The following is a 25,336-nucleotide window of genomic DNA, read 5'->3' on the forward strand; positions in this document are numbered from 1 at the left end:
GCGCATAGCCTGCCTTACATTTCCTTGGTTAGCTACGGACTATCGTTTAGGCCGAAACATAACCAGTATCATCTGTAAGTATCAACGGACTTGCGCTGCGTTACAGTTGTCCGATGAATAACTATCATTGCATCATGAAATTATCTTATGTTAGGCCTTTCTACCACTGATAAATATGCAGTGATCGAACTATAGAGTAGGGCGAAGGATAAATGAATTCAATATTGCTGCTTCAGTATTTCACTAGATCATTGGGTTGATTAAGAGATATTACCTAGTTATGTGGGTAATATGCAGATAAAATCCAGTTTACAGCTAAAATGAGGAAGGATATTTTGAACCAGATCGTCAGATTTTTTCGAAAGTGCTTAGTGCGTTATGATCGTTGGTTAGCTGAAACTGGTTTAGATAAGCCTTGCCGAAGCTGTATTCCACGGGAACATCTCAAGTCAGAGGACGATTAACTATGGCTTGGTTTGATACGCACTGTCATCTTGACTTTCCTCCCTTTGATGCGGATCTTGCCAGTCACTTAATGAAGTTTAAGCAGCAGAATATTGCTCAGTGTCTGGTGCCAGCTGTGGGGCCGGATAATTGGCTACGGGTGTTACATCTATCTTCCCATCCAATGTTGCATGTTGCGCTGGGCTATCATCCCTGCTTTTTCGATCCACAAGCTTTACAAGGTCAGCCTGAATTACTCTTAGCCGATTTATTACAGCTTGAACAGTTAGTCGAAACTCATCGTCAGCAAATCATTGCTTGGGGCGAATGTGGCTTAGATGGTCGCTTCCCAGAAACTCTTGCTCACCAAGAGTTTGCTTTGGTGCGGCAAATTGCCGCTGCACAACATCAGCAATTGCCGTTACTCATTCATTCGGTACGTTTACATGATCGGGTTGCGCAATTATTGAAGCTGGAACAGTTTAATCAAGGTGGGATTATTCATGGCTTTAGTGGTAGCTATACTCAAGCCAGTCGTTTTGTTGATTTAGGTTTTAAGCTCGGTATTGGCGGAGGAATTACTTGGCCTCGCTCTGAAAAAACGCGCAAGGCACTGCGACGCCTACCATTACAGGCTTTGGTATTGGAAACCGACGCGCCAGATATGCCTTTGTACCAGATGCAGGAGGCGTATAATAGTCCACTCAATTTACCAACGATTTTTAACTGTTTGTTAGAGTTACGCAATGAGTCTGCGGAACAGCTTCAACAGGCCTTATGGGAAAATAGCCATCAGGTCCTAAATTTGTCGATATAAGCGGTCTTGACTACCGCCATTGTACTGTTGCAATTTGTAGGAACGGCGTCACTTCCATAGACCTTGGTTTCGAGTTTATCGCCATCAGCGCTTAAATTTGTCGATATGTTCAGAGTTTACCGCCGCCACTGCGGCGCTGACGAGTTCACTTGCAGTCATTTGTTGCTCGCAACAGCCCAAACGCATCGCGGGGGTAAGACCCTCTTTATCTGGGAGTAGATAGTTAAATAAAGCTCGGTTTATTTCAAATAAGGCATCAACGGAACTAAAACTTTTCAGTTGTTTAGGCATATTTAACTGCAGGTGTTGGAAAAAGTTTTGGCAAGCTAAGGGTTGGGCTAAGGCGACCTTTGTCGGATTTTGTTGAGCACTGGTGATTGAGCAAAAAGCTCCGAAATCGGCGGGATACCAGCGATCGTTCCACCAACCAACCTTGTTACCCGCCGATCCCATATCAGTTTCACTGCGGGGGTGGCGATAGACGTAATAAATATCGGCTCGTTGCTGTTTTATCTCTTCAACACACGACATAAGGGCTGCGCCACGGATACTACTTTCGTGCTCGATGTAGTGATGGAAATTTTGGTTTTGGCTGGTAAAGGCGCTTAGTAATTGAAAGTGAGCGTAAGCCGTAAGTGCTGGCTGCAATAGCTGGCTGCCACGCAAGGCAGCGGTGCTACCGTAATGTAGATCTTCAAAGTGATAGCGATTCAGGGTGAGTTGGTAACGTCGTTTTAGCGCCTCAACGATCGGGCTATCCGATAATGGGGGTAACAGAGTAGAGGTTTTTTGTTGATAGTGAGCGCTATCGTTTAACTGCAGTTGGCTTTGGTTATGGGTGTGCAGTAACACATAACCGGAAGTGACTTCAGTTGAGCATAGTGTCCAGATACGTTTCTGTTCAGAAAACTCATGGATCTGGCTTTCGGTATGTAGTGCGCAGAAGCTTCTATGCAGCACCCTTTGCTCCTGTTGCCGACTATAAAAGCGTAAACATTGATATAGGCGTTGCAATAGCTGGTAATAGATCTTCGGAGCAATCTCTAGCTGTTGCATTATTTGTTGTGGGTTGTGGCCTCGATTTAGCAGGCTGAATAACCTTGATAAAGGCTCAAGCCCCTTGATGTTCACTTGGGTAAACACGTTTTGGCACTTGCGGCATTGATAACGCTGGCTATTGGCTCCCGTCTTACCGTAGCGTTTCACCCCAACAGTCGTACCGAGGAAAAAACCGGGTTCGCAGTGGCTGCAGCCACAGGGGGATTTCGTTAGCTGCTGTTTGGCTTTTTCCTCAACAATTAAATTGACACTGTGGCTGTCGACCAATGGCGGATAACTGCCACAGGCTTTGCAGTGCAAGGCTGGATAACCCAAATGTTGACTTTCAGCTAGATAGTCAGAACTTTCGGTCAGGCCAAAATTTGGGCAGCGGCAGTTTTTGCAGCAGTTAAACTGGTGTCTAAAACTATGTGCGGAGGCATTTTGCAGCTTTGCTGCCGCCTGAGCCTCATTCACAATACACTCTCATTATCAACATATTCAGTTACAACTCTCACATTTTGTTCTCATTGACCACAATAGCGTGACTTGAGTCACGAATTGCCGTTGATTTAGGTCCTACACTCATCAGCCTGTAGTCGCTAGTCATTTAATCGTCGAATTTCGACTCTGCTTAGTGAATCACTAAGGCTTCTTTAAATAGAACGTCTCTAGCTCGCTTGAGTGGTTTGCGAGCAAGAATGATTGCCATTGGCAGAATTCAGCAGGCGATTTGCTGGTGCGCGTTTATTTACTTATTAAAAATTTAATCTCAGTTATATTTTGTTGGATTTTTAATCTGATTGTCATGGTTATGCCATCTTAGGCAAGTCAGGTTTTATTATCAACACATTTGGTTATTTAATCGGCTGTTAGGCCGTATATGTCTATAGGGTTTGATCTGTCCCTCATTTAAGGCCTAGGGCCACGGTATCATTGCCGCCGTTATTATATCGGCTCGCAAACGGCCTTGCTGGGGACTCGATGTAACTGCAAACGTTATGATGCTTCGTTGATATTTGTTTCGCTTGAGAAAAATGAAACGGTGCTGATTGTATTAAAAGACAACTTAATCGAGAGACACGAATGAATAGTACGGTAATGAGCTTGGTTGGCGTATTCGCGCTACTAGGAATAGCATTGTTGCTTTCCGATAATAGATCCCGAATTAATAAACGCACGGTATTCGGCGCGTTTGTGATTCAAGCTGGATTTGGCGCTTTTGTGCTTTATCTTCCCTTTGGGCAGGAGGTTCTTGCCACTGTCTCTAACGGCGTTCAATCGGTGATTAATAGTGCCCAGGCGGGAATTGATTTCCTATTCGGTGGTTTAGCCACTGACGCCATGTTTGCCAATGGTGTCGGTTTTGTATTTGCTTTTCGGGTACTGCCAATCATCGTATTTTTCTCGTCTTTAATCGCAGTTTTATACCATCTCGGTATTATGCAAAAAGTGATTTTTTTGATTGGTGGCGGCTTGCAAAAAATACTTGGAACGAGCCGGCCGGAGTCGATGTCGGCTACCGCGAATATTTTTGTGGGTCAAACCGAAGCGCCGATTGTAGTGAAGCCCTTCATTCCCAAAATGAGTGAATCGGAGTTATTTGCCATCATGGTGGGTGGGCTTGCTTCGGTCGCAGGTTCTGTTTTAGCGGGTTATGCTGGACTCGGTGTCGAGCTTAAATATTTGATAGCGGCATCATTTATGGCGGCTCCCGGCGGCTTGTTGATGGCGAAGATGATCAAGCCAGAAACCAAGCCATCAGAGCAAGATATGGATGCCGCTCTTAATGAAGTTGAGCGCCCGGCAAATGTAATTGATGCGGCCGCCGTTGGTGCTTCAAATGGTATGCAACTCGCATTAAATGTGGGGGCGATGTTGTTGGCCTTTATTGGTTTAATTGCTTTAATGAATCATATGGTTGGTGGGGTCGGAGCCTGGTTTGGCTTAGAGCATTTAACGGTTCAATTAATTCTCGGTTACATTTTTGCGCCACTTGCTTGGATTATAGGGGTGCCTTGGGCTGAAGCAGTTCAAGCGGGTAGTTTTATTGGTCAGAAAGTTATTGTGAATGAATTTGTCGCTTACGTCGATTTTGTGAATGTACGAGCTACGTTATCGGAACACACTCAAATTGTGGTGACTTTTGCTTTGTGTGGGTTTGCTAACCTGTCTTCTATCGCAATTTTACTCGGTGGTTTGGGGAGTATGGCTCCGACGCGTCGCAGTGACATTGCGCGTTTGGGACTTAAAGCCGTTGCTGCTGCGTCACTAGCTAATTTGATGAGTGCGGCACTGGCAGGATTTTTTACCAGTTTGTTATAGCGACTGTCGTTTTTTGGCCTTGCGCCGAGAAGCTAAGCTATATCGCTGGTCTACTTTTTATTAACTTTGAGGAATAGTTATGTCTCAGTCTCTCACCGTGGTGGCGCAGCAAGCGCTATCTTTGATGGATCTTACGACGCTAAATGATGATGACACTCGTGCGAGTGTCGCAGCTTTGTGTGCTCAAGCCAGTTCAGCTCAAGGGCAAGTTGCTGCGGTATGTATTTACCCTCGATTTATTCCTTTTGCTCGTCGCATATTAGCGGAACAAGGTGCCAGCGAAGTAAAAATTGCGACGGTGACTAACTTCCCTCTGGGGGAAGATGATGTCGCTTTAGCGGTCGCTGAAACTAAGGCCGCAGTTGCTTACGGTGCCGATGAGGTGGATGTGGTCTTTCCATGGCGAGCTTTAATGGCGGGGAACCAACAGGTGGGAACAGACTTAGTTGCTCAATGTAAGGCAGCCTGTGGCAGCGCGGTGAAACTGAAAGTGATTATCGAAAGTGGAGAACTTAAGTCAGCTGATTTGATTGCCAAAGCCAGTGAGCTGGCGATAAAAGCTGGGGCCGATTTTATCAAAACCTCAACTGGCAAGGTAGCAGTGAACGCCACTCCAGAAGCTGCGAAAGTGATGCTGAATGCCATCGCTAAATTTAATCCTAACTGTGGTTTTAAAGCGGCTGGTGGGGTGAAAAGTGCTGAACAAGCCAAGATTTATCTTGACCTTGCTCGTCAGATCTTAGGGGATGAGTGGTTGAGTCAAGCGCATTTTCGGTTTGGCGCGTCTAGTTTATTAGCTGCTTTACAAGCCACGATTTTAGGTGACTCAAAGGCTGAAGCTGGCGCTGGTTATTAAGCCCTAAGATGGTTAAGGAAAGCTAATGTTGCTACCTCAAGAAATTATTCGACGTAAACGAGATGGAAAAACGCTCTCGTTGGCAGAAATCCAATTTATGGTGAATGGGCTCAGTCGTGGTCAACTCAGCGATAGCCAAGTTGGGGCTTTTGCGATGGCGGTGTATTTTCAGGGGATGAAACCTGAAGAAGCCACTGCATTAACCTGCGCAATGCGTGACTCTGGTCAAGTACTCAGTTGGCAGCATCTCGACTTGCCTGGGCCTGTGGTCGATAAACATTCAACGGGTGGGGTTGGCGATTTAACTTCCTTGATTTTAGGACCAATGGTTGCAGCTTGTGGGGGTCATGTACCGATGATCTCAGGCCGCGGTTTAGGTCATACCGGCGGTACTCTGGATAAACTTGAAGCTATCCCCGGTTACTCCATTAGCCCGACGACTCAGCAGTTTGAACAGATCGTCAAACAGGTTGGGGTTGCGATTATTGGTCAAACCGGAGAATTAGCTCCTGCCGATAAACGTTTGTATGCGATCCGCGATGTGACTGCCACCGTTGAATCTATTCCGTTGATTACTGCATCTATTCTTAGTAAAAAGTTGGCCTCTGGTCTCGATGCTTTGGTCATGGATGTGAAGGTGGGGAGTGGCGCATTCATGCCTGATTACGCCCAATCTCAGTGTTTAGCCGAAAGTATTGTACAGGTTGCCAATGCCGCTGAGGTGAAATGCTGCGCCTTGCTGACGGATATGAACCAGCCTTTAGCGCCCAGTGCCGGTAATGCGCTAGAGGTGGCCGAAGCCTTACGCTACCTGAAAGGCGACCGCTCGGCACAGCGTCTACATCAAGTGACGACGGCTTTAGCCGTAGAGATGTTGTTAGCGAGTGGCTTAGCCAGTAGCCAGCAACAAGCGGAACAAAAACTTGCGGTAAGTCTCTCGTCGGGAGCTGCCTTAGAACGTTTCTCGATGATGGTGGCAGCGCTTGGTGGGCCGCATGATTTTGTGCAACGTAGTGAGCAATATTTACCGAAGGCTAAGCTTATCAAACCACTTGTTGCTGAACGCGATGGTATTGTGACACAAATCGATTGCCGCGCATTAGGCATGGTTGTTGTTAGTTTAGGTGGCGGTAGAACGGTCGCTGGTGCAGCCATCGATCATAGTGTTGGGATTAGTGATTTAGTCGAGTTAGGTGCTCAGATCATTCAAGGGCAAAGCTTACTCTACTTGCATGCGCAAGACGAGTCCTCTTGGGAAGCAGCAGCGAGGCTGTTACAGCAAGCTATCACGATAGAGTCGTCCGTGACTGTATCGACAACGGTTGTCGCGGAACATCCGGTTTATCAACGTATTGGTCCGCAATAAGGAGATCTTATGAAACGTGCAATTATCTTAATGTTGGACTCATTTGGCATTGGTGCCAGTGCAGATGCTGACAAATTTGGAGATCAAGGCGCCAATACCATGCTACATATTGCCGAGCAATGTGCCGCAGGCAAGGCTGATATTGGCCGCAGTGGGCCGTTAACATTGCCTAATTTGAATCGGCTTGGTTTGGGCCAGGCTTGTGCCGACAGCGGCGGTGTTTACCCACCAGGTTTAGATCCTAAGGTTAATTTTGAGGCTTGTTATGGTTATGCCGCAGAGATGTCTAGCGGCAAAGATACCCCGAGTGGGCACTGGGAAATCGCTGGGGTACCGGTACTATTTGACTGGGGCTATTTTAGCGAGACAGAGAATAGTTTTCCGCAAAGTTTGCTGGATGAGTTAGTTGAACGGGCTGAACTGCCAGGTTATTTAGGGAATTGCCATGCTTCTGGTACTGAGGTCCTCACGCGCTTAGGGGAAGAGCACATGGCAAGCGGTAAGCCGATTTTTTATACTTCGGCGGATAGCGTGTTTCAAATAGCGGCGCATGAAGAAACCTTTGGTTTAGAGCGTCTATTAAAGTTATGCGAGTTGGCTCGAGAGCTGGTGGACCCTTATAACATTGGTCGAGTCATCGCTCGTCCTTTTATTGGGGCTAATGCGGCTGAGTTTGCTCGTACTGGTAATCGCCGTGATTTATCAGTCTTACCACCGGCCCCTACCTTATTAGATAAGATGGCTGAAGCGGGTGGCGAAGTGGTTAGTATTGGGAAAATTGCCGATATTTATGCTCAGCAGGGGATTACCCGTAAGGTGAAGGCGACAGGGCTTGAAGCGCTATTCGACTTAACTTTGAGCGAGATGGCTCGGCAAGTGGATCACAGCATAATTTTTACCAATTTTGTTGATTTTGATTCTTCTTATGGACATCGTCGTGATGTGGCAGGTTATGCCGCAGCCTTAGAATATTTTGATCAGCGTTTACCTGAACTGCTGGCACAGCTTGGTGATGAAGACATCGTGGTACTTACCGCAGACCATGGTTGTGATCCAACATGGCCAGGTACCGATCATACGCGTGAACACATTCCGGTTATTTTCTTTGGGAATAATTTGACCGCTAAGAATGTCGGGAAGCGTGATAGCTTTGCTGATATAGGCCAAACCATCGCCGACTATATGGGTTTACCAGCCTTACAATATGGACGTAGTTTTTTACAAGAATAAGTATTTTTAGCAGCTAATACGGCTTTATCTTGCTGCTGTCGACATAACTTTTATTAGGAGAATATATGGCAACCCCTCATATCAATGCTAAGCCTGGTGATTTTGCTGAAACGGTACTGATGCCCGGCGATCCATTGCGTGCGAAATATATTGCGGAAACTTATCTACAAGATGTTGTTGAAGTGACAGGTGTGCGTAACATGCTCGGATTTACTGGGACTTACAAGGGCAAACGAGTCTCTGTCATGGGCTCGGGCATGGGGATCCCCAGTTGTTCTATTTATGCCCATGAACTGTATACCCAATATGGTGTAGAAAACATTATTCGTGTGGGAAGTGCTGGCGCGGTTAGCGAGCAAATTAAATTGCGTGATGTGGTGATTGCCATGGGCGCGTGTACTGACTCCAAGGTTAACCGAAGCCGTTTTAAAGGACATGACTTTGCGGCAATCGCTAATTATGACTTACTACGCGCAGCGGTGGATAGTGCAAAGACTCATGGCATTGATGCGAAAGTGGGTAATATTTTCTCTGCCGACCTATTCTACAGCCCAGAGCCTGATATGTTTGATGTTTTAGAAAAACACAATGTTTATGCGGTGGAAATGGAAGCGGCCGGTTTATACGGTGTTGCTGCAGAATGTGGTAAGGCGGCGTTATGTGTGGTGACCATTTCTGATCATATTCGTACCGGCGAGCAAACCACAGCCGAAGAGCGCCAAACAACCTTCAATGAGATGATTATTCTTACCTTAGAATCGTTACTTTAAGTTGGTTTTGAGAGAGGCTTTGGCGGTGATATAACGGTGGAAAATCAACTTCCATCGAACGTCCTCAAAGCACTCTCAATTTATTCTCAATCGATGATGATTGAAGGACAGGAACACCGCCTTAATGACGGCTTTTGGACAGCGACTTTATCGGGAGCACAAAGCTCGCCGAGCCGCTTCAAAGCACTCTCCATTGATATATGATTAGCCTAAGTTTTACTTGTTGCTGCTTCTGGCGGCGATGCTTGCCAATAGTTGCTTCGCTTGTTTACTGTTTTTGCGTTGTGCTCGGTTATTAATCCGTAGCAACATCGCGAAACGACGTTTTCTTGAGAGTACTCGAGTAAGAAAAAAACCGATGGATATCGACATTAAAAACATTAGCATCATTCGTGCTTGACCATCACTCACATAAGTATTGGCTTCGGCTAATAGAGTTGTGTGCTCTAGCGTAATCCGTAAATAACCTAAAGTTTCTCCCTGCGGGCCTCTAATTTCAGCAATGTAGGGGCGTCTGCCGAGGCCCTCTAAGGGTGTATGGCTACTTCCGGCTAAGGGGAGAAGCTTGCTTAAAGGCAGTGCTTGCTGTGATTGGGCTAAGCGGAGCCCTTGATGGTCATAAATGGTAGCGTCTTTAACAAAATGTTCTTTGACTAAGGCATTCACCAAGTATGTGAGTTCGGCTTGATTATCTTCTCCGATAAAAGCCGCTGCGTTCAAGGCTGCTAGCGAAGTGAGTGAGCGCGCTAGTTTTTCAGTTTGATTTTCAATTAATTGCTCACCGCTATGCTTTAAGTCTAAATAGCCGTAAAGAACCCAAATGCAGCACCCAATGGCAATAACAAATTGGAAAAATTGAATGAATCGATAGCGTTTTACTGCTGATTTGGCCACGCGAACCTCTTTTTTATCGTCAAAGCTATTGTAGGTGCTTGCCAAACTAAAAAGCAATACGCTATCTTGATGCGCCGCATTTGTAATTAACAAGGAATCAGTTTGCAATCACCTCATAGCCTAGACCGCTTACCGCAGTCCTTAACTCAGTGGTCTCTTTCTTTAAAACAGTTTCCCTACCAAGTTTGCCCCGAGTTGGGCCTGCAGGAAACTAACCAAGGTCTCACTGGTAGTTACATCTTGGCTTGGGCGAAAGAGTTACTGATTAGTGATTTTATTAGCTTAAGTCAAAGCTTCATGTCGCAGCAAGCATTGCAGCTCTGCGGAGTGATGCCTGCCGCAGGAAATATTTGTGTTTTGTTACGTAGCGATGCCGACGCGCAATGGTGTAGAACACAGCTAGAGGCACAAGACTTTGCTTTTGATGTGGTGGTCTTAAATCGTTTACCAGACTTAAGTGAACCCGGTTTAGTGTTGATGGATATGGATTCCACCACGATTCAAATCGAATGTATCGATGAGATTGCCGCCTTGGCTGGCGTAGGAGAGCAGGTGAGTGCAGTGACTGCAGCCGCGATGCGTGGTGAGTTAGATTTTGAGCAGAGTTTGCGTAGTCGAGTTGGCTTACTCAAAGATGCGCCGCAAAGCATTTTACAGCAGGTGGCTGACCAAATGCCCTTGATGCCGGGTCTAGAGTGCTTGATTAAAACGGTTCAGCAAGCGGGCTGGAAGGTAGCCATCGCCTCGGGAGGATTCACCTTCTTTGCTGAGCGGCTGCAACGTGACTTAGGTTTTGACTATGTGAAAGCCAACGTACTCGCGATAGAACAACAACGACTCACTGGTGAAGTGATTGGTGGAGTGGTTGATGCGCAGGTGAAAGCAGATGTATTAGCCCAGCTAAAACAGCAATATGGCGCTAAGCAAACCATGGCGATAGGCGATGGGGCGAATGATTTGAAAATGTTAGCAGTTGCCGATTTTGGGGTCGCGATTCATGCCAAGCCTTTGGTACAAGAGCAGGCGCAATTGTCGGTCAAACACAGCGATTTAGATGGGGTGGTATGTATCCTACAAGCCGCTAAAATGCTGATTGCTTAGACGATAACCTGTATATCTCTGCATCCTTGCGGCGAGATTGATGCCTGCCCGATAGAACTGAGTGCTATCGGGCCCATAACATCGATTTTTATCGTCGTTTTTTATATGAAGTATCGCGTCGATTACGCTCCGCTATAGGGGCGTGTTAATCGCGACTCAAGCGAAAGCGCTGCATTATTTCAGCACTGATATCTGTTAACTCAATCAGACCTGCAACACTCCATAACTCATCTTCTAATTGTTTGGCTCGATGGATGGCGTAATTGCTAATGTAGTCTAGTTCACGTTGTATATACTCGGTATCTGGGCGGCCCACACGTGATAACAATAAGGAGAAGGCATGGACCTGACCGCGGTCTAGACTCAGCTGAATAAATTCTCGTTGTTGTTGGCTTGACTTAAAGCCACTACTGAGTCGCTGGCTGAGTAGTTTTTTGCCATCTTTTGAGAGCACGACGATCAGCTCGAAGCGTTCGGGTGGATCACTCGGTCGATGGTCTTTTAAGCGTGAAGAAATAAGTGAGCCAAGGTTCTCATGGGCTAGAAATTGGCTTAAATCCGCAGTTTGCTTGTGTTTATCAATATTGAGTAGCAGATCGCTAGCCTGAGGGATCGTGCCATAGGCAACGCAGCCCACTTCCAGATTGCCAGGGATCTTATTAATGTATAAGGCTCGGCAAAAGAGCGGCGCACAAACAAGTTGTCGCAGCGCATCTGATAATCCCGAAATATTTCTTCCTTCTGGCACCAGTGGTAGTTTATCTAAGTTATGATCGATTAATTGTTTAAAGAAACCTCGACCTTGATGTACTTTCCCTTTTGTATCCACCGCTTTTAAGTTGTAGATGGTATGGCTGGTATTACAGTTAACCACCTGGTAGTTGAGCTGGGTTAAATTAAAACTTTTCACTAGTTTTTGAAATTGAGGGAGAGCCAAGTTCAAGTGATCGTCAGGATTGAAATCCAGAGGTGTTTCAACTTGGATTTTCATTCCGCCGAGCGAGAAATCGACCACCCATCCACTTTCTATAAGGCCTCGGTGTTCAACCTCGACCAGAGAGCGGTATTGGTAGCGATTTTCTTTACGCAGCTGCATATACTTGTAGCTAATTTGCTCAAAAGCGGTAATTGATTGTTTTGTTTGGTTGAATAAAGCCAGTTTATTGGGGTTATCGTTTAAGGGGTAGTTCTGCTGATAATCGCTGCCATTATCTGCCCCGGTGATATCACTTAATAAGCCGACCACACTCAAATTTTCAAGGGCATTGGCAACCCGCTCTTGTTCAATAGCAGAATCTTTTCTAGGCAAGGGAGTACTCACTTGCGCATCGCTCGCTTGGGCTTTTTGCCACTGAAATCTAAACACTTTCCAGCTTGGCTTACGGCAGCCAAAGGCGAAGTAGAGCGCGCGAATTTCCGGGTGTTCTGCGAGTTCTTCACTGCTGGCAGAATAAAAGAACAACTTGTTATTGGTGGTATGGGTAAAGCAATAAATCAGGCTTTCACCTTGATTTATTGCCTGATAACGCATCATTCGCGGATGATGAAATAGCTGGGATAAATGGCTGGTATTGGTTTCATCTCGCCAGTAAGACAACAGTTCTAAATTGTTCGGCGTGGCTAAAACATAAGTTAGTTGCGGTGGCGTTTGACCGGTAAAATATAGCGGGACACTGCTGAGTCGCGGCATCAAATATTGTTCGTAGCCTTTGGTGATGACCGCCGCGGTGATATTATCCACATCAACTCGGTAGCGCCCCCGGTATGAGCGCAAGAAAGTACTAAAAAAGTGGTTAAACTCTTCGCTGGGATCGATCACGGTCATTCGTAACCACTTTTTCTGATCCTTCTGGTCAATTCCTACGATTCGATATTCAGTTCCCGCGCTGAGAACCCGATTGGCAAACTCTTTTTCCAAACCGGTGAAGTAAACTAAATAGTGTTCGCCTAGAGTATAGGCTCGCTTAGGGTCAACCTGAACCCGTAAGCCCGAGACCGACATATTGGAGCTTCGAGCATCAAATTGTTCGCCGTTTAAGGTCGCCATTTTAATGGGAGCTGTGAGGTGCATTCGCTCTTCACTGCGGCCAATGTAGTGGCCTAAACGTATTGCTCTGGCCTCCACCATTTTAGGTTTACGAGCCGCTGCTTGCTGAGGGCTGATGTTTTTTTGCTGCATCACCTTAAAGTTATTTTCGGTGCTTTGCAGTTTTTCAAAAATACCTAAGGTGTATTGATTTTGATAAAGCTGGAGTTGTTGTTTAAATACTTTAATTGCGACTTCATCTAGGTAATGGGTTTTACCTTGGTAAGTAAATTCGCCGCATTCCCCGTCTACTTTATCTCGTAAATCGACCAATCGTTGGCAAGGAGCCGACAAGCGTTGCATTTCCATTTTTAGTAAGAAGCGTTCATTGTTTGACAGCTCCTGAGTCGCGCGATTAAACACTTGGTTAAAATCTTTGCTGCCCATGAGTGGTAATAAACGTTCGATTAATGCATAGCCCTTAGTATGTGGCATTGGTCTGGGTATTTTTCCTTACTGATTGGTTTTACTGTCAAATCTTTGGCTGAGTCTTTACACTTAGCAAAGATTGTGCCTTCAGATCGGATTAAGGCAAGGTTTTTTAATGATATTTTTGCACTGAGTTGTGGTTAGGGGGCGAAATGGCAAAAGTGAAAACGGCCTATGTATGTAACGACTGTGGTGCTGACTTCCCGCGCTGGCAAGGTCAATGCGGTGAATGTAAAGCCTGGAATACCATTAGTGAAGTCCGTTTAAGTGCTGCGCCTGCGCGTAATGACCGCTTTAGCGGATACGCAGGAGGGACCAGTGTCGGTAAGGTTCAAACCTTAGACAGTATTGATTTAGCTGAATTACCACGTTTTTCGACTGGATTTGTTGAGTTTGATAGGGTTCTTGGCGGTGGCGTTGTGCCGGGAAGTGCCACTTTGATTGGAGGCAGTCCAGGAGCCGGGAAGAGTACTTTGTTACTGCAGACCATGTGTGGCTTGGCTCAGCATATGACTACCTTGTATGTCACTGGTGAAGAGTCGCTTCAACAAATCGCTTTGCGAGCCCAACGTTTGGGCTTACCGAAAGACAAACTGCAATTGTTAGCCGAAACCAGTGTTGAGCAAATTGGTCAAATCGCCTTACAAGTTAAACCTAAAATGATGGTTATTGATTCGATCCAGGTGATGCATATGGCAGATATTCAGTCGGCTCCCGGAGGCGTTAGTCAAGTTCGAGAGAGTGCCGCTTGGTTGACTCGTTTTGCCAAACAACACCATATAGCGATGTTTATGGTAGGACACGTGACCAAAGATGGTTCTTTGGCAGGGCCTAAAGTGTTGGAGCACTGCATCGATTGCTCGATTATGTTAGAAGGTGATGCCGATGGGCGTTTTCGTACCTTGCGCGGCCACAAAAACCGTTTTGGAGCGATTAATGAGTTAGGGGTGTTTGCGATGACCGAGCAGGGGATGCGGGAAGTTTCCAACCCTTCGGCAATTTTTTTATCGCGAGGTCAAGAGCCCGCACCTGGCTCGGTGGTGATGGTGGTATGGGAGGGGACTCGTCCGCTGTTGGTGGAGATCCAAGCCTTGGTTGACTATAGCCAAATGGCTAATCCGCGACGGGTTGCAGTGGGTTTTGAGCAAAACCGTTTAGCGATGTTACTGGCCGTGATGCATCGCCATGCGGGGGTTCAGATGTCGGATCAGGATGTATTTACCAATATTGTTGGTGGCGTGAGAGTTGCCGAAACTGGTGCCGATTTAGCCCTGTTGGTGGCAATGGTCTCGAGTTTTCGTAATCAAATCTTGCCTCGTGATTTAGTGGTTTTTGGTGAGGTGGGCTTATCGGGTGAAATTCGACCGGTGAGCAATGGTCAAGAACGGCTAAATGAAGCGGCTAAGCATGGTTTTAAACGCGCTATAATCCCTTTGGCAAATCGACCCAAAGTAGCCATTAAGGGACTTGAGGTGATAGCGGTTGCTAAGCTGGTTGAAGCTTTAGAAGCGGTTTAATCCGCTTCTATCGGTTGTGCAACTAAGTGTTCTAACTCTCGGTGTAGCAGTTCATCATCACCTAAATTGAGTTCAATCAGGCGTTTAAGGTGACTGGCGCTTTCTAAGTCAAGATGAAGACAGCGTAAGCCTAGCTGTTTGTCTCGTAGATGTTTTACTTCTACATCCATGGTAATGGTCAGTTCTTCAACGGCCATGTCAGTTAAGTTAAAGCTAAGCGTGAGTTGACTTAATTGTTCATCCCAGTCTTGGGGGAGCGTAACCAGAGCTCCACGCAGAGATAAGTCTAATAGTTTACATGACCAAAATTGCTCTCCGTGGTTGAGAGAGGCTGGGCGGTCAAATAATACTCGCAAAAATTGGCGACGTTCATGCATAAAGCGCTTCCTAATATGGCCTTTAACTTGCCCCTAAGACTAGCTTAAATAAGTCTAATTTGCAGCAATCAAGATAAAAATCATCTGCTGCTGAAATGCGGTGAGTATTTGTTGATGTAGAGGATGTTGCTTTAGCCCGCTTCTAGACCAAAGTATTTGTCGCTGTTTTCTAGCTTGTGATTAGGGGGGCATTTTCATCATTGCATGTTAGCGTTTCTTCCTTCGTATAAAGAAGCGAGACATGGCGCTAAAATTATTCATCAATGCTCAACAAGCCTTAGGTTCATGATTTGGCCGCGTCGCTTAAATGAGGGGGAAGCACTATGATTAAATAGACGCCGTATGGGTTTGGGAAGACACAGTGATCCCTCATGTTCGTATAACTAGAGTGATAGATGAATCGATCAGCAGAGCAATTAACGATTTTGTTGATTCAAATTCGCGATGATTTGAATACACGTATCGAAGAACTCGCTAGTTTTAGCCATTTTTGTGGCGTACCAGCGGCGCAATTTCGCGTGCTGAATGTCTTTGAGCAAGCTCATTTTGACGAACGAGTATTACTTGATGTGGATGCGGTATTAGTGGGCGGCTCTAGTGAAGCCAGCGTGCTGCAACCGCAGCGTTATCCTTTTGTATCCGCCATTCAAGGTTTATTACTCGCCTGTATTGAGCGACAGCTTCCGACTTTTTGTTCTTGTTTTGGCTTTCAGTTATCGGTATTAGCTTTAGGAGGAGAAATTCATCACCAGTCGCAAGGTTTTGAAATGGGAACCTTGGCGCTTCATCTTCACCGAGCCGCAGCCAAAGACCCGCTGTTTAAAGAACTTCCAGATCCGTTTTTGGCGGTATCGGTCCATCGAGATAGTGCACTTTGTTTACCGGACTGTTGTCAAGTATTGGCTTATAGTGAACAATGTTTGCATGCCTTTAAGCACAAACTGGCGCCGTTTTGGGCAACTCAGTTTCATCCTGAAGTGAATCGCAGTATCTTGGTTGAGCGGTTAAGCCAATTTAAACATCAGTACACGCAGGGGGAGCAGCATTTGCAGCAAGTATTGAGCCGAGTTCAGGAAACGCCAGAGAGTAATGCGCTATTAGCCAGTTTTATTCAACGAGTCGTGCTCGCATGAAAATAGTCAAAATTCTAGTGCTCTGTATTTTCGGCTGGTTTTTCTTGGCTGCAAAACCCAACTTAACCGGCTTTCGGCCAGAGCAAGTATGCCAAGCAGGCATCGCAAGCATGGCCTCGGTGGCTCCAAAACAAGTCAGTATTTATCGCAGTCAAGCTCCCTTATGGCAATTGCGACTAAGCAAACATGGCCAAACTCAAAGCTATTATTGCCAATTACAAGCCGATGAAATTTTGTGGCGACGTGCTGAAGATAGCCTGTGGCAGGACAGTCCAAAGCTGCGTTTTCAAAGCAATTCGAGTTCTCGGCAATTGATTATCACTCACTACCTTGGACAAGCACGCTTGGCTGAACATAATTTTCGTGGTGAAGATTTCCTCTAGTACGCATGATATCCCATCGATTAAGGCGCGCAGCTACCTCGATGCCTCAAGCTCGCCTTGTGTCGTTTTGGGGCTACAGTTTTGCAGCCTTATCTAAAACCACATCATTGATTTGTGTGCAGCATTGCTTGCGATGGCATTGGTTTGATATATAAGCCAAAAACCACTTTAGAGGAATTGGTTTTAGTAAGAGGTGTCTGGTTCAATATCTAGTTTATGATTTTACTTTAAGTCAAAAAAGCAGCTTAAAAATCTTGAATGGCTAGTGTTTTGCAGGTATTCTCCCGCGAAAATATATATTCATCTCCTGTGAATATAACAACACATTTAGCTTAATAGAGTGATTTTATATGCGTGACGTGGAGGCGCTCAGCGTGCCTGATTCCGATCAAACCATCCCCTCAACTCAAATCCCAGCTTGGAAGTTTATCTTACCGTCTTTGCTGGGGATCTTTTTGTTCATGCTACCGCTGCCTTATAACGGTTCTTACACGATTCCGGTGGCTATCTTGGCAAAAAGCTTGGTAGCAGGCCTGGGCGATAGCGCCTTATGGCTGGTCGTGGGTTTTATTACGATTAGTGCCATCATGTCGACTTATACCTTGCTTACCAAGCCGCGTTGGTTGGGTAAAAATGCCTTATTAACGTCTCTGTTTAAGGTCTCAAAGGCTTGGTATGGGATCCGTATGCTGGGCTGGGTATTAGTATTGCTGTGTGCCTTCAAGATAGGCCCCGAGGCGATTTGGTCGGGTGATACTGGTGGACTCATTTTAGGAGACTTACTACCCACACTACTCAGTGTATTTATTTTCGCAGGCTTGTTATTACCACTCTTGTTGAACTTTGGCTTGCTAGAGTTTGTGGGCACTTTACTGAGCAAGGTGATGCGTCCGGTATTTGGGCTGCCGGGCCGCAGCGCCGTAGATTGTATGGCATCTTGGTTAGGTGATGGCAGTGTCGGGATCTTGTTGACCAACAAACAATATGAAGACAAACACTATACTCAGCGTGAAGGAGTCGTGATAGCGACAACCTTTTCGGCGGTGTCGATTACCTTTAGTCTGGTGGTATTAGCGCAGGTTAATTTGGAGCACATGTTTGCGCCCTTTTACTTAACCGTGTGTGTCGCTGGTGTTGCAGCTGCGGTCATTGTACCGCGCTTGCCACCCCTGTCGGGCTTTAGTGATAAGTTCATCGATGGCAGTCAGCGCCAGAAAAATAGTGAAGTGCTTCCCGAAGGCTATAGCAGCGTTGCTTGGGCATATAGCTTAGCGCGGCATCAAGCGGGCCGAGCCAGTCATCCAAAACAATTGCTTAAAGAAGGGCTGCACAACGTATTAGACATGGTTCTTGGGGTATTACCGGTAATTATGGCTGTGGGAACCGTCGCCTTAGTGATTGCAGATACCACCCCTATTTTTGCTTACTTAGGCAAGCCGTTTATTCCTTTATTAGAGTTGTTGCAATTGCCAGAAGCCGCACGGGCCTCAGAAACCTTGGTGGTAGGCTTTGCCGATATGTTTATTCCTTCGATTCTTGCCGCATCTATCGAAGCCGATATCACCCGTTTTGTGATTGCCGCAGTGTCGGTGACGCAGTTGATTTACTTATCGGAAGTGGGTGCCTTAATTATGGGGAGCCAGTTGCCGGTGAAATTGTGGCAGTTGTTTGCGATATTTTTAATTCGTACCCTAGTCACCTTGCCGTTGATTGCGTTGATGGCGCATCTATTCTTTTAGAACTGACATTTTGGCGATACTTAATACTGTAGATTGTTAAGTATCGCTGCTATGGTATTGCTCCAATCAATATTTACCCTCATCAATTAGCGAGTAATCAAAGTGGAAAAAACTATGGCTTATCGCGCCGCTGTATTTGATATGGATGGCTTATTACTCGACAGTGAGCGGGTGTCGTACGATACCTTCGCAGCTGCTTGCGCCGAGTTGAGTATCGAATTTAAAGAGTCCGTTTACTTACAAATTATTGGGACTAATGCGCAACAGATTAAAAAAATCTTATGTGCAGGCTACGGCCAAGACCTCCCTTATGACCAGTTACGGGCGTGTTGGATAGCTAAGTATCATGCAATTGTGATGCATCAAGCAGTTCCCTTAAAAACTGGGGCGCTGGCTTTGTTGCAATGGTTTAAATCTGAATCGATTCCGGTAGCGCTGGCCACTTCATCGGCCCGAGATACGGCAGAAAAGAAATTGGAGCATGCGGGGATCCGTCAGTTTTTCGATCATATCTCAACCGGTTGTGAAGTCACATATAGTAAACCTCATCCGGAGATTTTCCTTAAGGCTGCGCAGGGTTTGGCGGTAGATCCACAGCATTGTCTGGCCTTTGAAGACTCAGATAATGGCGTGCGTGCAGCGGTGGCTGCCGGGATGCAAGTGTATCAAGTTCCCGATCTGATCCCCCCTAGCGAGCAGCTTAAGCTATTGAATCATGAGATCCGCTTGTCCCTTAGCGAGGTCCTAGCCGAGCTGGCTTAATCGCCGTTAATTTTTTGACGCTAGCTGCTGGCACTGTTTTTGCTCAATCAAGATGATTAACATCAGGATTGAGCAAATTATGATAGAAATACAGATCAGTGAAAATGTGCAAGCCAGCTTACCACGGGCATTTCCTTCCTTAGAGCATGCTTTTTTTCGCCATCGCTGGAGTGCTCATGCTTTTGCTGTTGGTGACCACGAGTGTTTGGCCGTGATTGAGCGAAATAGTGGCTACGTCATATTATTCTTTGATTTATGCCAAGCGGATTACCTGCATTTTTCTCGGGTTCTACAGCTGCGCTTATTAACAGAAGCGATCGCCGTGGCGGATCTGGAAGAAGATGAAGCCGCGTGTTTAAAACAGCGAATGCTAGCTGATTTTCAGAATATCATGGTCACCGAAGGGGTCAATCACCCGATCACCCCGCAACTTGATAAAGTGAAAGGTTTGGTATTGGCAATGGCTCAGCGCGAAGGCGGTGTGCCCAAGCAGCAAATGGAAGAGTTTCGTTGGGGAGTTATTTTAAATGACTTTGCACAGCGTCATTCTGGCTTAAGTCCTTATCAACAGATGCAGCAACAATGGCAAGAAATGGCGGTGAACGTACCTTTGAGTCGCGATCATGTTTCACAGGCGAAGCAACCCGTTCTTCACTAATGGCTAAGCTTTAAGCCACCACAGCTTGTGGAGTTCTAGGGCATTTATGGCTTCGGTCAATGCTGAACAAGTGATATCATATTTTGCCGTTGGTATCGCCGATAAGTGCAGCATTGAGCGACTAAAAAGCATTTGGTATTTTATTGATAAAACAGAACACCGCACCGCACCGAGTTTGTATTGAGTCGCGTATTAGAGAACTCGAGTTAGAATGAGGGAGTCGCAAGCTCATTCGTTTTAAGCAACATTATTCAGTCGTCTCAACCTGGACATTGTGAATATCGATGAACGAAAAATATAGTCACTTAACTCATATCCGCTCTCATGACGAGTTGCCCCTATACGAACTTATTCCTAACGTTGTTTGGATATTTGATCTGGATAAGCACGGTTGGTGGTGGGGGAACTCGGCGGCGGTCCGTTTTTGGGGCCTGGAAAACCTTGGCCAACTGATTGCCAAAGATTTGTCGGGGGATACTCAAGGTGCCCGAGAACGTACTGCCCAAACTTTTGAATTAGCGGCAAAAAATGGCTTAACCGTTGATCCGTGGACAACTTATCCCAACGGTAAACCTAAAACCTTACATATGATGCATCGCGCGGTATTAGTCGGCCCGGACAAACATCGCGCCATTATTGCTTTTATTAACGAAGAGGTCGACCTGGGGGCTGAGCCAGAAAACTTACTACTGGTTGAAGCAATGCGTTATACCACGGTGCTGGTCACCAGTTTTACCCAGGCTGGTGAGGTGGTGATCGAAAATCCCGCGGCGACAGAAGCTTATAAACACCTCAATCATAGTGAAATCGTCAACGACGGGTCTACTTTCGCGGCGCGCTTTGCTGATCCCAAAGAAGGTGAAGGTTGTCGTGAGCAGGCATTAAAAGAGCAAGGTGGGCGCTGGGAATATGTGATGAATACCAGCCAGGGAAAACGCACCCATACTTTAGATATACGCATCACTCGTCATCCGCTCAGTGGGGATTTTTTATTACTGGTCGTTGAATACGATATTACCGAGTTGCATCTGGCATTGACAGTTGCCGAAGAAGCACAGGAGCAGCTTCGACAACTGGCGCATTACGATGCGCTTACCGGGCTTTCGTCGTTACATCTAATGCAGGAAAATGTCGCGTTGTTGATCCATCAAGCGGCCCGAGTGAAGCAGCGTTTAACTTTAATGTTCATTGATCTGGATGATTTTAAAACCGTTAATGATACCTATGGTCATGATGCAGGTGATGAAGTGTTAAAAGCCGTGGCCGAGCGCTTGAAGTTGAGCTTGCGTAAATCAGATTTTATCGCTCGGCTAGGCGGTGATGAGTTCATTATTGTGCAAATGGATAGCCATACCGAACAACAAGCAGCCAAGGTGGCCAGTAAAATAATTGAAACACTTGCCAAGCCTTATGCCTTAAACAATGGTCAGGCGGAGATTGGCGCAAGCATTGGCATTGCTTTTTATCCTGAGCACGGCAACGACCTTGAGTGCTTAATTAAAGCGGCCGACGAATCGATGTATGTTGCGAAACGAAGGGGTAAAAATAGCTATTATTTTGCCTAATGTTTTATTTTGATACTTAGAATTGCTGTTTGATGATTGCTAGGGGGTAAATATAACGAAGGACCGTATGCAGACTTACCATTCTTATTCGAGAATTTCGCCTCGCGGCGAGGTTATTACGCTTTAACGGCCCAAGCTTAGCGAAGCCAAAACAAAGGTCGCCCTGCATTATCTTTATCTTTGCTGGCTCAGTGCCAAGCACCTGCGCCACTTGCTACGCTCAAACAGACTTCAACTTTGCTCCCTTAGTTCATTTGCGCTACTCGGCGAAGATGATGGGATTTAAAAGCGTAATCTTGGCTATCGAGAGTATGAAAGGTTTTTGTTTTTAGAATGGGTGTCTAGTTTATTGACAAAGTGAAGTTGAAGAAAGCGGGATGGAGCGACGATTATCGGGCACGAGTCTTCTTTGGGTTATAAATCCATCAAAGTATGCTCCCGCCCTGCTTTTGCCCCAAAGTGAGTTAACTTATTTTTTTGTGGGAGCTGTTAGTCTCGTTTTTATCATTTAGTTTTGGATCGATCTGTTAGTGAGGGTTTCGCCCTGACGGCGATATACTTTTCTTTGCTGGCCAAAGAAAAGTATACAAAAGAAAGGCCACCCTGCATCTTCTTAGATCCTCCGTTGCTCACTCACAAGGGCGTTGAACTAACTCGCTACGCTCAAACAGACTTCAACTTTACTCCCTTGTTCATTTGCGCTACTCGGCGAAGATGATGGGATTTAAAAGCGTAATCTTGGCTATCGAGAGTATGAAAGGTTTTTTTAAATTGGTGTCTAGTTTATTGTTGAATAAAATAAAGCGCTATATCCATGCTAAATCCCTTCGAATTGTTGTTTCTCTAAAGCGTGTTAAGCGCATTTTTACCTCGATAAACGCGAGATATGCTGGGCTCATATTTCGACCTTTACACTGTGATTATATACAGTTCAGTGGGTTCCCGTTCCCATCTTTCTGCAAATGCATTACCATCTTTCACGCATGGTCAAAATGGTGATTCACTGATATGCTATTGATAGAATTGAACATTAAAGGGTATGTGAATTTCTGTGGTGCGTGATAGGTGGTAACTTCGCATGCGTGAAAGATGGGAATTTGCATATTAATATACTGTTAGCTCCCACAGGAGACGGTGTGATTTCAAAGTACAGGGTTAATATTGTTTTTGTCTTTTCTGCATTGGTCGGTGGACTGATCGGCTATGTCTATGGTCAAAACGAACATATGAAATTTTATAAGCTTCTTAACCTGTTTGGATTGATCTATGATTTTATTGCAGTTGTTCTATTATCCTATGTTGTTCTAGCCAAAGACCAGATCAAAGAATCTGTGGCTCACTACTTGTCTCTAGTCTTTATCATTTTTACGATTATGTTTCCTGCTAGCTTTCATATCGCATTTATCTTTGGCAGCATGAATATAGCATTCGATGGTTATGTAACAGCATTCACGATTATATCTATTGCTCCTGCAATGTATGTCTACTCATCTCCAGTATTAGAGCCGTTATCGTATAAGAGTTATTCTGCGGAAAGTCGAGTCAAAATATTGGGCACGTTACTACTATTAGTAGGGTTTGCTTTTCAAATTACGGCATCTGTTGCTGATTTAGGTAGCTAACAAACGACTATGGTGTCAATAAGTTAGATTAAATTATTTTTGCATCCCATAAGGCGCCATCTCGTAGCATTGAGTTTAGGATGGTTACCATCTTTCTTACGCATGCAATGATGGCTACTTTTTTAGGTTTCCCTTCAGCTAAAAGCCTCTGATATGTGCTCTTAAAAATGGGGTTACATTGGATGGCTGACATCATGGCCATGTATAAAACGGTTCTTACTTGAGCTCGTCCCCCTTGAATTTTTCTGAGCCCTTTATAGCGGCCACTTTCTCGGTTCATTGGGGCCACTCCGACGAGAGATGAGGCTTGTTTATTGGTTATTAACCCTAACTCTGGAAGGTTACTAATGATAGACGCCGCTGCAATTTTCCCTATTCCTGGCATGCTTTGTAATATCTCATTCTTGGCTTGATACTCAGGGTTACTTTCAATTAGCTTGATAATCTTGCTTTCAATTTTCTCTATCTGATTTTTAAACGCAGTTAAAATAGGTTTAATCGTCAGAATGAGTTGCGAGGGCATAATTTTCATGCGATTTTTTTCCATTGTTTGCATCGAAAGAAGCTGGTTTCTTCGGATGACTAAATCTGCCATGAGTCGCATAGAATCTGGCTTTAGTGTCGTTAAATTGGGCTTTATAGCTTCGGCGTAGTGCGCGATAAGTTTTGCGTCAAGTTTGTCTGTTTTAGCCCTCTGCCCGATAGCGCCTGCAAAACGTCTTACATGAACAGGGTTGGCTATTACATACGGTAGTTTGGCATTGTGACAAGCTATAATAAAAGGCATTTCTAATCGACCTGTAGCTTCAATCACGACTCGTAATGGCGTGTGTTTTTGAATGATTTTTATGGCTTGCTTGATACCTTTATCATCGTTGGAGACAGTGAAGAAAATGTCGAGGGGTCTAATATAAACATCAAGTTGTTCTTTACCTGTATCGACACCGACGTTAATACATTTATTTGTTACTGTATTCATAATAAGCTGACTCTATATTGCGTAATACGGGTTCTAGACCCTGTAGACTATTCGAGTGTGGTGCTTGGAGTTCCACTTAATGCTCACGTTTGTTATCGGCCTTTGAAAGGAGCCTTAAGAATATCGAGCTATTAAATAGAAGCTTAAGTTGCTGCTTAAGCCTGAGTCTCACTTTACTCATATTTCTTAATAATTATCCATACAATAAGAATAGGTGTCGCGTAGCCGCCACCTTATTCGGGTGTTGAACAAGCCCGATGCTCCCTTCTATAGTAAATAACGGTATTGATGTTGGCGGGGCCAAGGCCTTGTTACTTTTTACAAGGCGAGTTTGGCTAAGACTGGGTGAATGGCGTTAAGCCTTTACCTGTCATACATGGTGCTAAGCTGTTATTTTTTGTATGTATTCATCCTCATGTTAAGCCCTGCCATTCTCCTTATCCTGTTCGCCTTTCGGCTAGCTCGTTCGACTCACGCCTGTGCAGTGCATGGGGTGCTGGCAGCAAGGGCATGGCCGGGTCGCGCTGTGGTTGTCGGTTTGGAGCGCGGCGAGGTTCACGCGTTGCGGCACTCGCAGGCATAGATAGCTAGACACCCATCGTAACTCTATGAATGAAAAGCTGCCCTAACTGAGCCAATGGCTCACTTTGCAACGCTGATTTGAATAAGAAAAATATTCAGTCGCGTGTGAATTTAAATAGAGACAGCAGATGACTAGATTGCTCTGCCAATTCACGACGGTGAGCTGTTCGGATACGGCTAATGGGAGAAATCCTTCCATTGTTAGTCTTGCCATCACTATAATAAATTCGTATATCCTAGGGTTTATCTACTTAACTAAACCTGTGAGAGCATCAATGACCATTTGATGATCCTCTTCTTCTGGGAGGCCAGAGACAGTTACGGCACCAACCAAACCACAATCTTTTATCCTAAGCGGAAATGCTCCACCATGCGCGCAATATTCATATGCATTAATATGTGCCTGCTGTTCAAAGGCTCTATTTTTAGCTTGGTTGTATTGACCAACATAGTATGAGCTGTGACCAAATCGCAAAACAGTTTGTCGCTTTCTTTTTATCCAATGTTGATTATCCAGCTGGGTGCCATGCATCGCATAACTAAATAAATTCTGGTTAAAGGCATATACTTCAATGGCAATAAGAACATTTTTTTGCTTCAGCGAGCTCTTTCAATTTGCAACCTAACTGCCATGCAGTTTGATTATTAAATCGTTCAAATTGC

General features: G+C 45.3%; 23 protein-coding genes. 17 read left to right on the top strand and 6 right to left on the bottom strand.

The features are described 5' to 3' along the window. Positions 1-320: 320 nt before the first annotated feature. Both ACRRSX_RS04290 and ACRRSX_RS04295 read left to right on the top strand, forming a co-directional pair. Positions 321-464, top strand: coding sequence for a DUF5363 family protein (locus ACRRSX_RS04290; RefSeq protein ID WP_432454456.1), 144 nt, complete (start codon positions 321-323; stop codon positions 462-464). 2 nt (positions 465-466) lie between these two features. After that, a complete protein-coding gene (locus ACRRSX_RS04295; protein WP_432454455.1) occupies positions 467-1,261 on the top strand; it encodes a TatD family hydrolase in 795 nt (264 codons plus the stop codon). A gap of 84 nt (positions 1,262-1,345) precedes the next feature. Here ACRRSX_RS04295 and ACRRSX_RS04300 read toward each other — a convergent pair whose 3' ends face one another. Continuing rightward, positions 1,346-2,776: a hypothetical protein gene (locus tag ACRRSX_RS04300; RefSeq protein ID WP_432454454.1), complete on the bottom strand. Its 1,431-nt coding sequence runs from the start codon at positions 2,774-2,776 to the stop codon at positions 1,346-1,348. A 609-nt stretch (positions 2,777-3,385) separates the two neighbouring features. Here ACRRSX_RS04300 and ACRRSX_RS04305 point away from each other — a divergent pair. The 5 genes from ACRRSX_RS04305 (at position 3,386) to deoD (ending at position 8,846) form a co-directional block, all read left to right on the top strand. Further along, the gene (locus ACRRSX_RS04305) at positions 3,386-4,624 is read left to right on the top strand and encodes a NupC/NupG family nucleoside CNT transporter (protein WP_432454453.1); all 1,239 of its coding nucleotides are present in this window, start codon (positions 3,386-3,388) and stop codon (positions 4,622-4,624) included. Between the two features lie 79 nt (positions 4,625-4,703). Beyond that, positions 4,704-5,480 carry a deoxyribose-phosphate aldolase gene (gene deoC, locus ACRRSX_RS04310; protein WP_432454452.1) on the top strand — a complete coding sequence of 259 codons (777 nt, stop codon included), beginning with the start codon at positions 4,704-4,706 and terminating at the stop codon, positions 5,478-5,480. Positions 5,481-5,505: 25 nt separating this feature from the next. Further along, positions 5,506-6,846, top strand: a complete 1,341-nt coding sequence (gene deoA, locus ACRRSX_RS04315) for a thymidine phosphorylase (protein WP_432454451.1) — start codon at positions 5,506-5,508, stop codon at positions 6,844-6,846. 9 nt (positions 6,847-6,855) lie between these two features. After that, positions 6,856-8,076 (top strand): phosphopentomutase, encoded by a 1,221-nt coding sequence (locus ACRRSX_RS04320; RefSeq protein ID WP_432454450.1) that lies wholly within the window; start codon positions 6,856-6,858, stop codon positions 8,074-8,076. A 65-nt stretch (positions 8,077-8,141) separates the two neighbouring features. Continuing rightward, positions 8,142-8,846: a purine-nucleoside phosphorylase gene (gene deoD / locus ACRRSX_RS04325; protein WP_432454449.1), complete on the top strand. Its 705-nt coding sequence runs from the start codon at positions 8,142-8,144 to the stop codon at positions 8,844-8,846. Positions 8,847-9,062: 216 nt separating this feature from the next. Here deoD and ACRRSX_RS04330 read toward each other — a convergent pair whose 3' ends face one another. Continuing rightward, positions 9,063-9,848, bottom strand: a complete 786-nt coding sequence (locus tag ACRRSX_RS04330; RefSeq protein ID WP_432454447.1) for a YtjB family periplasmic protein — start codon at positions 9,846-9,848, stop codon at positions 9,063-9,065. On the opposite strand from ACRRSX_RS04330, the gene serB reads away from it, so the two are divergent. Continuing rightward, positions 9,843-10,841, top strand: coding sequence for a phosphoserine phosphatase SerB (gene serB, locus ACRRSX_RS04335; RefSeq protein WP_432454446.1), 999 nt, complete (start codon positions 9,843-9,845; stop codon positions 10,839-10,841). The genes ACRRSX_RS04330 and serB overlap by 6 nt on opposite strands. Positions 10,842-10,986: 145 nt before the next feature. Here serB and ACRRSX_RS04340 read toward each other — a convergent pair whose 3' ends face one another. Then, a complete protein-coding gene (locus ACRRSX_RS04340; RefSeq protein WP_432454445.1) occupies positions 10,987-13,362 on the bottom strand; it encodes a PilZ domain-containing protein in 2,376 nt (791 codons plus the stop codon). A gap of 146 nt (positions 13,363-13,508) precedes the next feature. Here ACRRSX_RS04340 and radA point away from each other — a divergent pair, with 146 nt between their 5' ends. Next, complete coding sequence (radA, locus tag ACRRSX_RS04345) at positions 13,509-14,873, top strand: DNA repair protein RadA (RefSeq protein ID WP_432454444.1); 1,365 nt, start codon at positions 13,509-13,511, stop codon at positions 14,871-14,873. Here radA and ACRRSX_RS04350 read toward each other — a convergent pair. Beyond that, a complete protein-coding gene (locus tag ACRRSX_RS04350) occupies positions 14,870-15,250 on the bottom strand; it encodes a PilZ domain-containing protein (protein ID WP_432454443.1) in 381 nt (126 codons plus the stop codon). The genes radA and ACRRSX_RS04350 overlap by 4 nt on opposite strands. A gap of 395 nt (positions 15,251-15,645) precedes the next feature. Between ACRRSX_RS04350 and ACRRSX_RS04355 the strand changes: the two genes are divergently transcribed. From ACRRSX_RS04355 to ACRRSX_RS04390, 8 genes are all read left to right on the top strand, one after another. After that, the gene (locus ACRRSX_RS04355) at positions 15,646-16,383 is read left to right on the top strand and encodes a type 1 glutamine amidotransferase (protein WP_432454442.1); all 738 of its coding nucleotides are present in this window, start codon (positions 15,646-15,648) and stop codon (positions 16,381-16,383) included. Beyond that, positions 16,380-16,766 (top strand): hypothetical protein, encoded by a 387-nt coding sequence (locus tag ACRRSX_RS04360; RefSeq protein WP_432454441.1) that lies wholly within the window; start codon positions 16,380-16,382, stop codon positions 16,764-16,766. The genes ACRRSX_RS04355 and ACRRSX_RS04360 overlap by 4 nt, the downstream gene beginning before the upstream one ends. 350 nt (positions 16,767-17,116) lie before the next feature. Then, positions 17,117-18,505: a YjiH family protein gene (locus tag ACRRSX_RS04365; RefSeq protein WP_432454440.1), complete on the top strand. Its 1,389-nt coding sequence runs from the start codon at positions 17,117-17,119 to the stop codon at positions 18,503-18,505. A gap of 114 nt (positions 18,506-18,619) precedes the next feature. Continuing rightward, positions 18,620-19,267 (top strand): HAD family hydrolase, encoded by a 648-nt coding sequence (locus ACRRSX_RS04370; protein WP_432454439.1) that lies wholly within the window; start codon positions 18,620-18,622, stop codon positions 19,265-19,267. A gap of 79 nt (positions 19,268-19,346) precedes the next feature. Next, positions 19,347-19,925, top strand: coding sequence for a hypothetical protein (locus ACRRSX_RS04375; protein ID WP_432454437.1), 579 nt, complete (start codon positions 19,347-19,349; stop codon positions 19,923-19,925). Positions 19,926-19,971: 46 nt separating this feature from the next. Then, positions 19,972-20,109 carry a hypothetical protein gene (locus ACRRSX_RS04380; RefSeq protein ID WP_432454436.1) on the top strand — a complete coding sequence of 46 codons (138 nt, stop codon included), beginning with the start codon at positions 19,972-19,974 and terminating at the stop codon, positions 20,107-20,109. 100 nt (positions 20,110-20,209) lie between these two features. Next, positions 20,210-21,490, top strand: coding sequence for a diguanylate cyclase domain-containing protein (locus tag ACRRSX_RS04385; RefSeq protein WP_432454434.1), 1,281 nt, complete (start codon positions 20,210-20,212; stop codon positions 21,488-21,490). Positions 21,491-22,572: 1,082 nt separating this feature from the next. After that, on the top strand, positions 22,573-23,112 hold the full coding sequence (locus tag ACRRSX_RS04390) for a hypothetical protein (protein ID WP_432454433.1): 540 nt from the start codon (positions 22,573-22,575) through the stop codon (positions 23,110-23,112). Between the two features lie 28 nt (positions 23,113-23,140). Here ACRRSX_RS04390 and ACRRSX_RS04395 read toward each other — a convergent pair whose 3' ends face one another. Together ACRRSX_RS04395 and ACRRSX_RS04400 are read right to left on the bottom strand one after the other, a co-directional pair. Beyond that, the gene (locus ACRRSX_RS04395) at positions 23,141-24,091 is read right to left on the bottom strand and encodes an IS110 family transposase (RefSeq protein ID WP_432452353.1); all 951 of its coding nucleotides are present in this window, start codon (positions 24,089-24,091) and stop codon (positions 23,141-23,143) included. 829 nt (positions 24,092-24,920) lie between these two features. Continuing rightward, entirely contained in the window at positions 24,921-25,274 is a 354-nt protein-coding gene (locus ACRRSX_RS04400) for a heme-degrading domain-containing protein (RefSeq protein ID WP_439022898.1), read from the bottom strand. Between the last annotated feature and the right edge of the window lie 62 nt (positions 25,275-25,336).

Source organism: Agarivorans sp. QJM3NY_30 (genome assembly GCF_050870855.2).
Lineage (GTDB): Bacteria > Pseudomonadota > Gammaproteobacteria > Enterobacterales > Celerinatantimonadaceae > Agarivorans.

What these genes read in the sequence shown, in the direction of transcription:
- ACRRSX_RS04370 (WP_432454439.1), top strand. Translation starts at nt 18,620, where the DNA reads ATGGCTTATCGCGCCGCTGTATTTGATATGGATGGCTTATTACTCGAC.
- ACRRSX_RS04360 (WP_432454441.1), top strand. Translation starts at nt 16,380, where the DNA reads ATGAAAATAGTCAAAATTCTAGTGCTCTGTATTTTCGGCTGGTTTTTC.
- ACRRSX_RS04380 (WP_432454436.1), top strand. Translation starts at nt 19,972, where the DNA reads ATGGCTTCGGTCAATGCTGAACAAGTGATATCATATTTTGCCGTTGGT.
- ACRRSX_RS04305 (WP_432454453.1), top strand. Translation starts at nt 3,386, where the DNA reads ATGAATAGTACGGTAATGAGCTTGGTTGGCGTATTCGCGCTACTAGGA.
- ACRRSX_RS04340 (WP_432454445.1), bottom strand. Translation starts at nt 13,362, where the DNA reads ATGCCACATACTAAGGGCTATGCATTAATCGAACGTTTATTACCACTC.
- ACRRSX_RS04375 (WP_432454437.1), top strand. Translation starts at nt 19,347, where the DNA reads ATGATAGAAATACAGATCAGTGAAAATGTGCAAGCCAGCTTACCACGG.
- ACRRSX_RS04320 (WP_432454450.1), top strand. Translation starts at nt 6,856, where the DNA reads ATGAAACGTGCAATTATCTTAATGTTGGACTCATTTGGCATTGGTGCC.
- ACRRSX_RS04385 (WP_432454434.1), top strand. Translation starts at nt 20,210, where the DNA reads ATGAACGAAAAATATAGTCACTTAACTCATATCCGCTCTCATGACGAG.
- ACRRSX_RS04295 (WP_432454455.1), top strand. Translation starts at nt 467, where the DNA reads ATGGCTTGGTTTGATACGCACTGTCATCTTGACTTTCCTCCCTTTGAT.
- ACRRSX_RS04365 (WP_432454440.1), top strand. Translation starts at nt 17,117, where the DNA reads ATGCGTGACGTGGAGGCGCTCAGCGTGCCTGATTCCGATCAAACCATC.
- ACRRSX_RS04395 (WP_432452353.1), bottom strand. Translation starts at nt 24,091, where the DNA reads ATGAATACAGTAACAAATAAATGTATTAACGTCGGTGTCGATACAGGT.
- radA (WP_432454444.1), top strand. Translation starts at nt 13,509, where the DNA reads ATGGCAAAAGTGAAAACGGCCTATGTATGTAACGACTGTGGTGCTGAC.
- deoA (WP_432454451.1), top strand. Translation starts at nt 5,506, where the DNA reads ATGTTGCTACCTCAAGAAATTATTCGACGTAAACGAGATGGAAAAACG.
- deoC (WP_432454452.1), top strand. Translation starts at nt 4,704, where the DNA reads ATGTCTCAGTCTCTCACCGTGGTGGCGCAGCAAGCGCTATCTTTGATG.
- ACRRSX_RS04355 (WP_432454442.1), top strand. Translation starts at nt 15,646, where the DNA reads ATGAATCGATCAGCAGAGCAATTAACGATTTTGTTGATTCAAATTCGC.
- ACRRSX_RS04350 (WP_432454443.1), bottom strand. Translation starts at nt 15,250, where the DNA reads ATGCATGAACGTCGCCAATTTTTGCGAGTATTATTTGACCGCCCAGCC.
- deoD (WP_432454449.1), top strand. Translation starts at nt 8,142, where the DNA reads ATGGCAACCCCTCATATCAATGCTAAGCCTGGTGATTTTGCTGAAACG.
- ACRRSX_RS04290 (WP_432454456.1), top strand. Translation starts at nt 321, where the DNA reads ATGAGGAAGGATATTTTGAACCAGATCGTCAGATTTTTTCGAAAGTGC.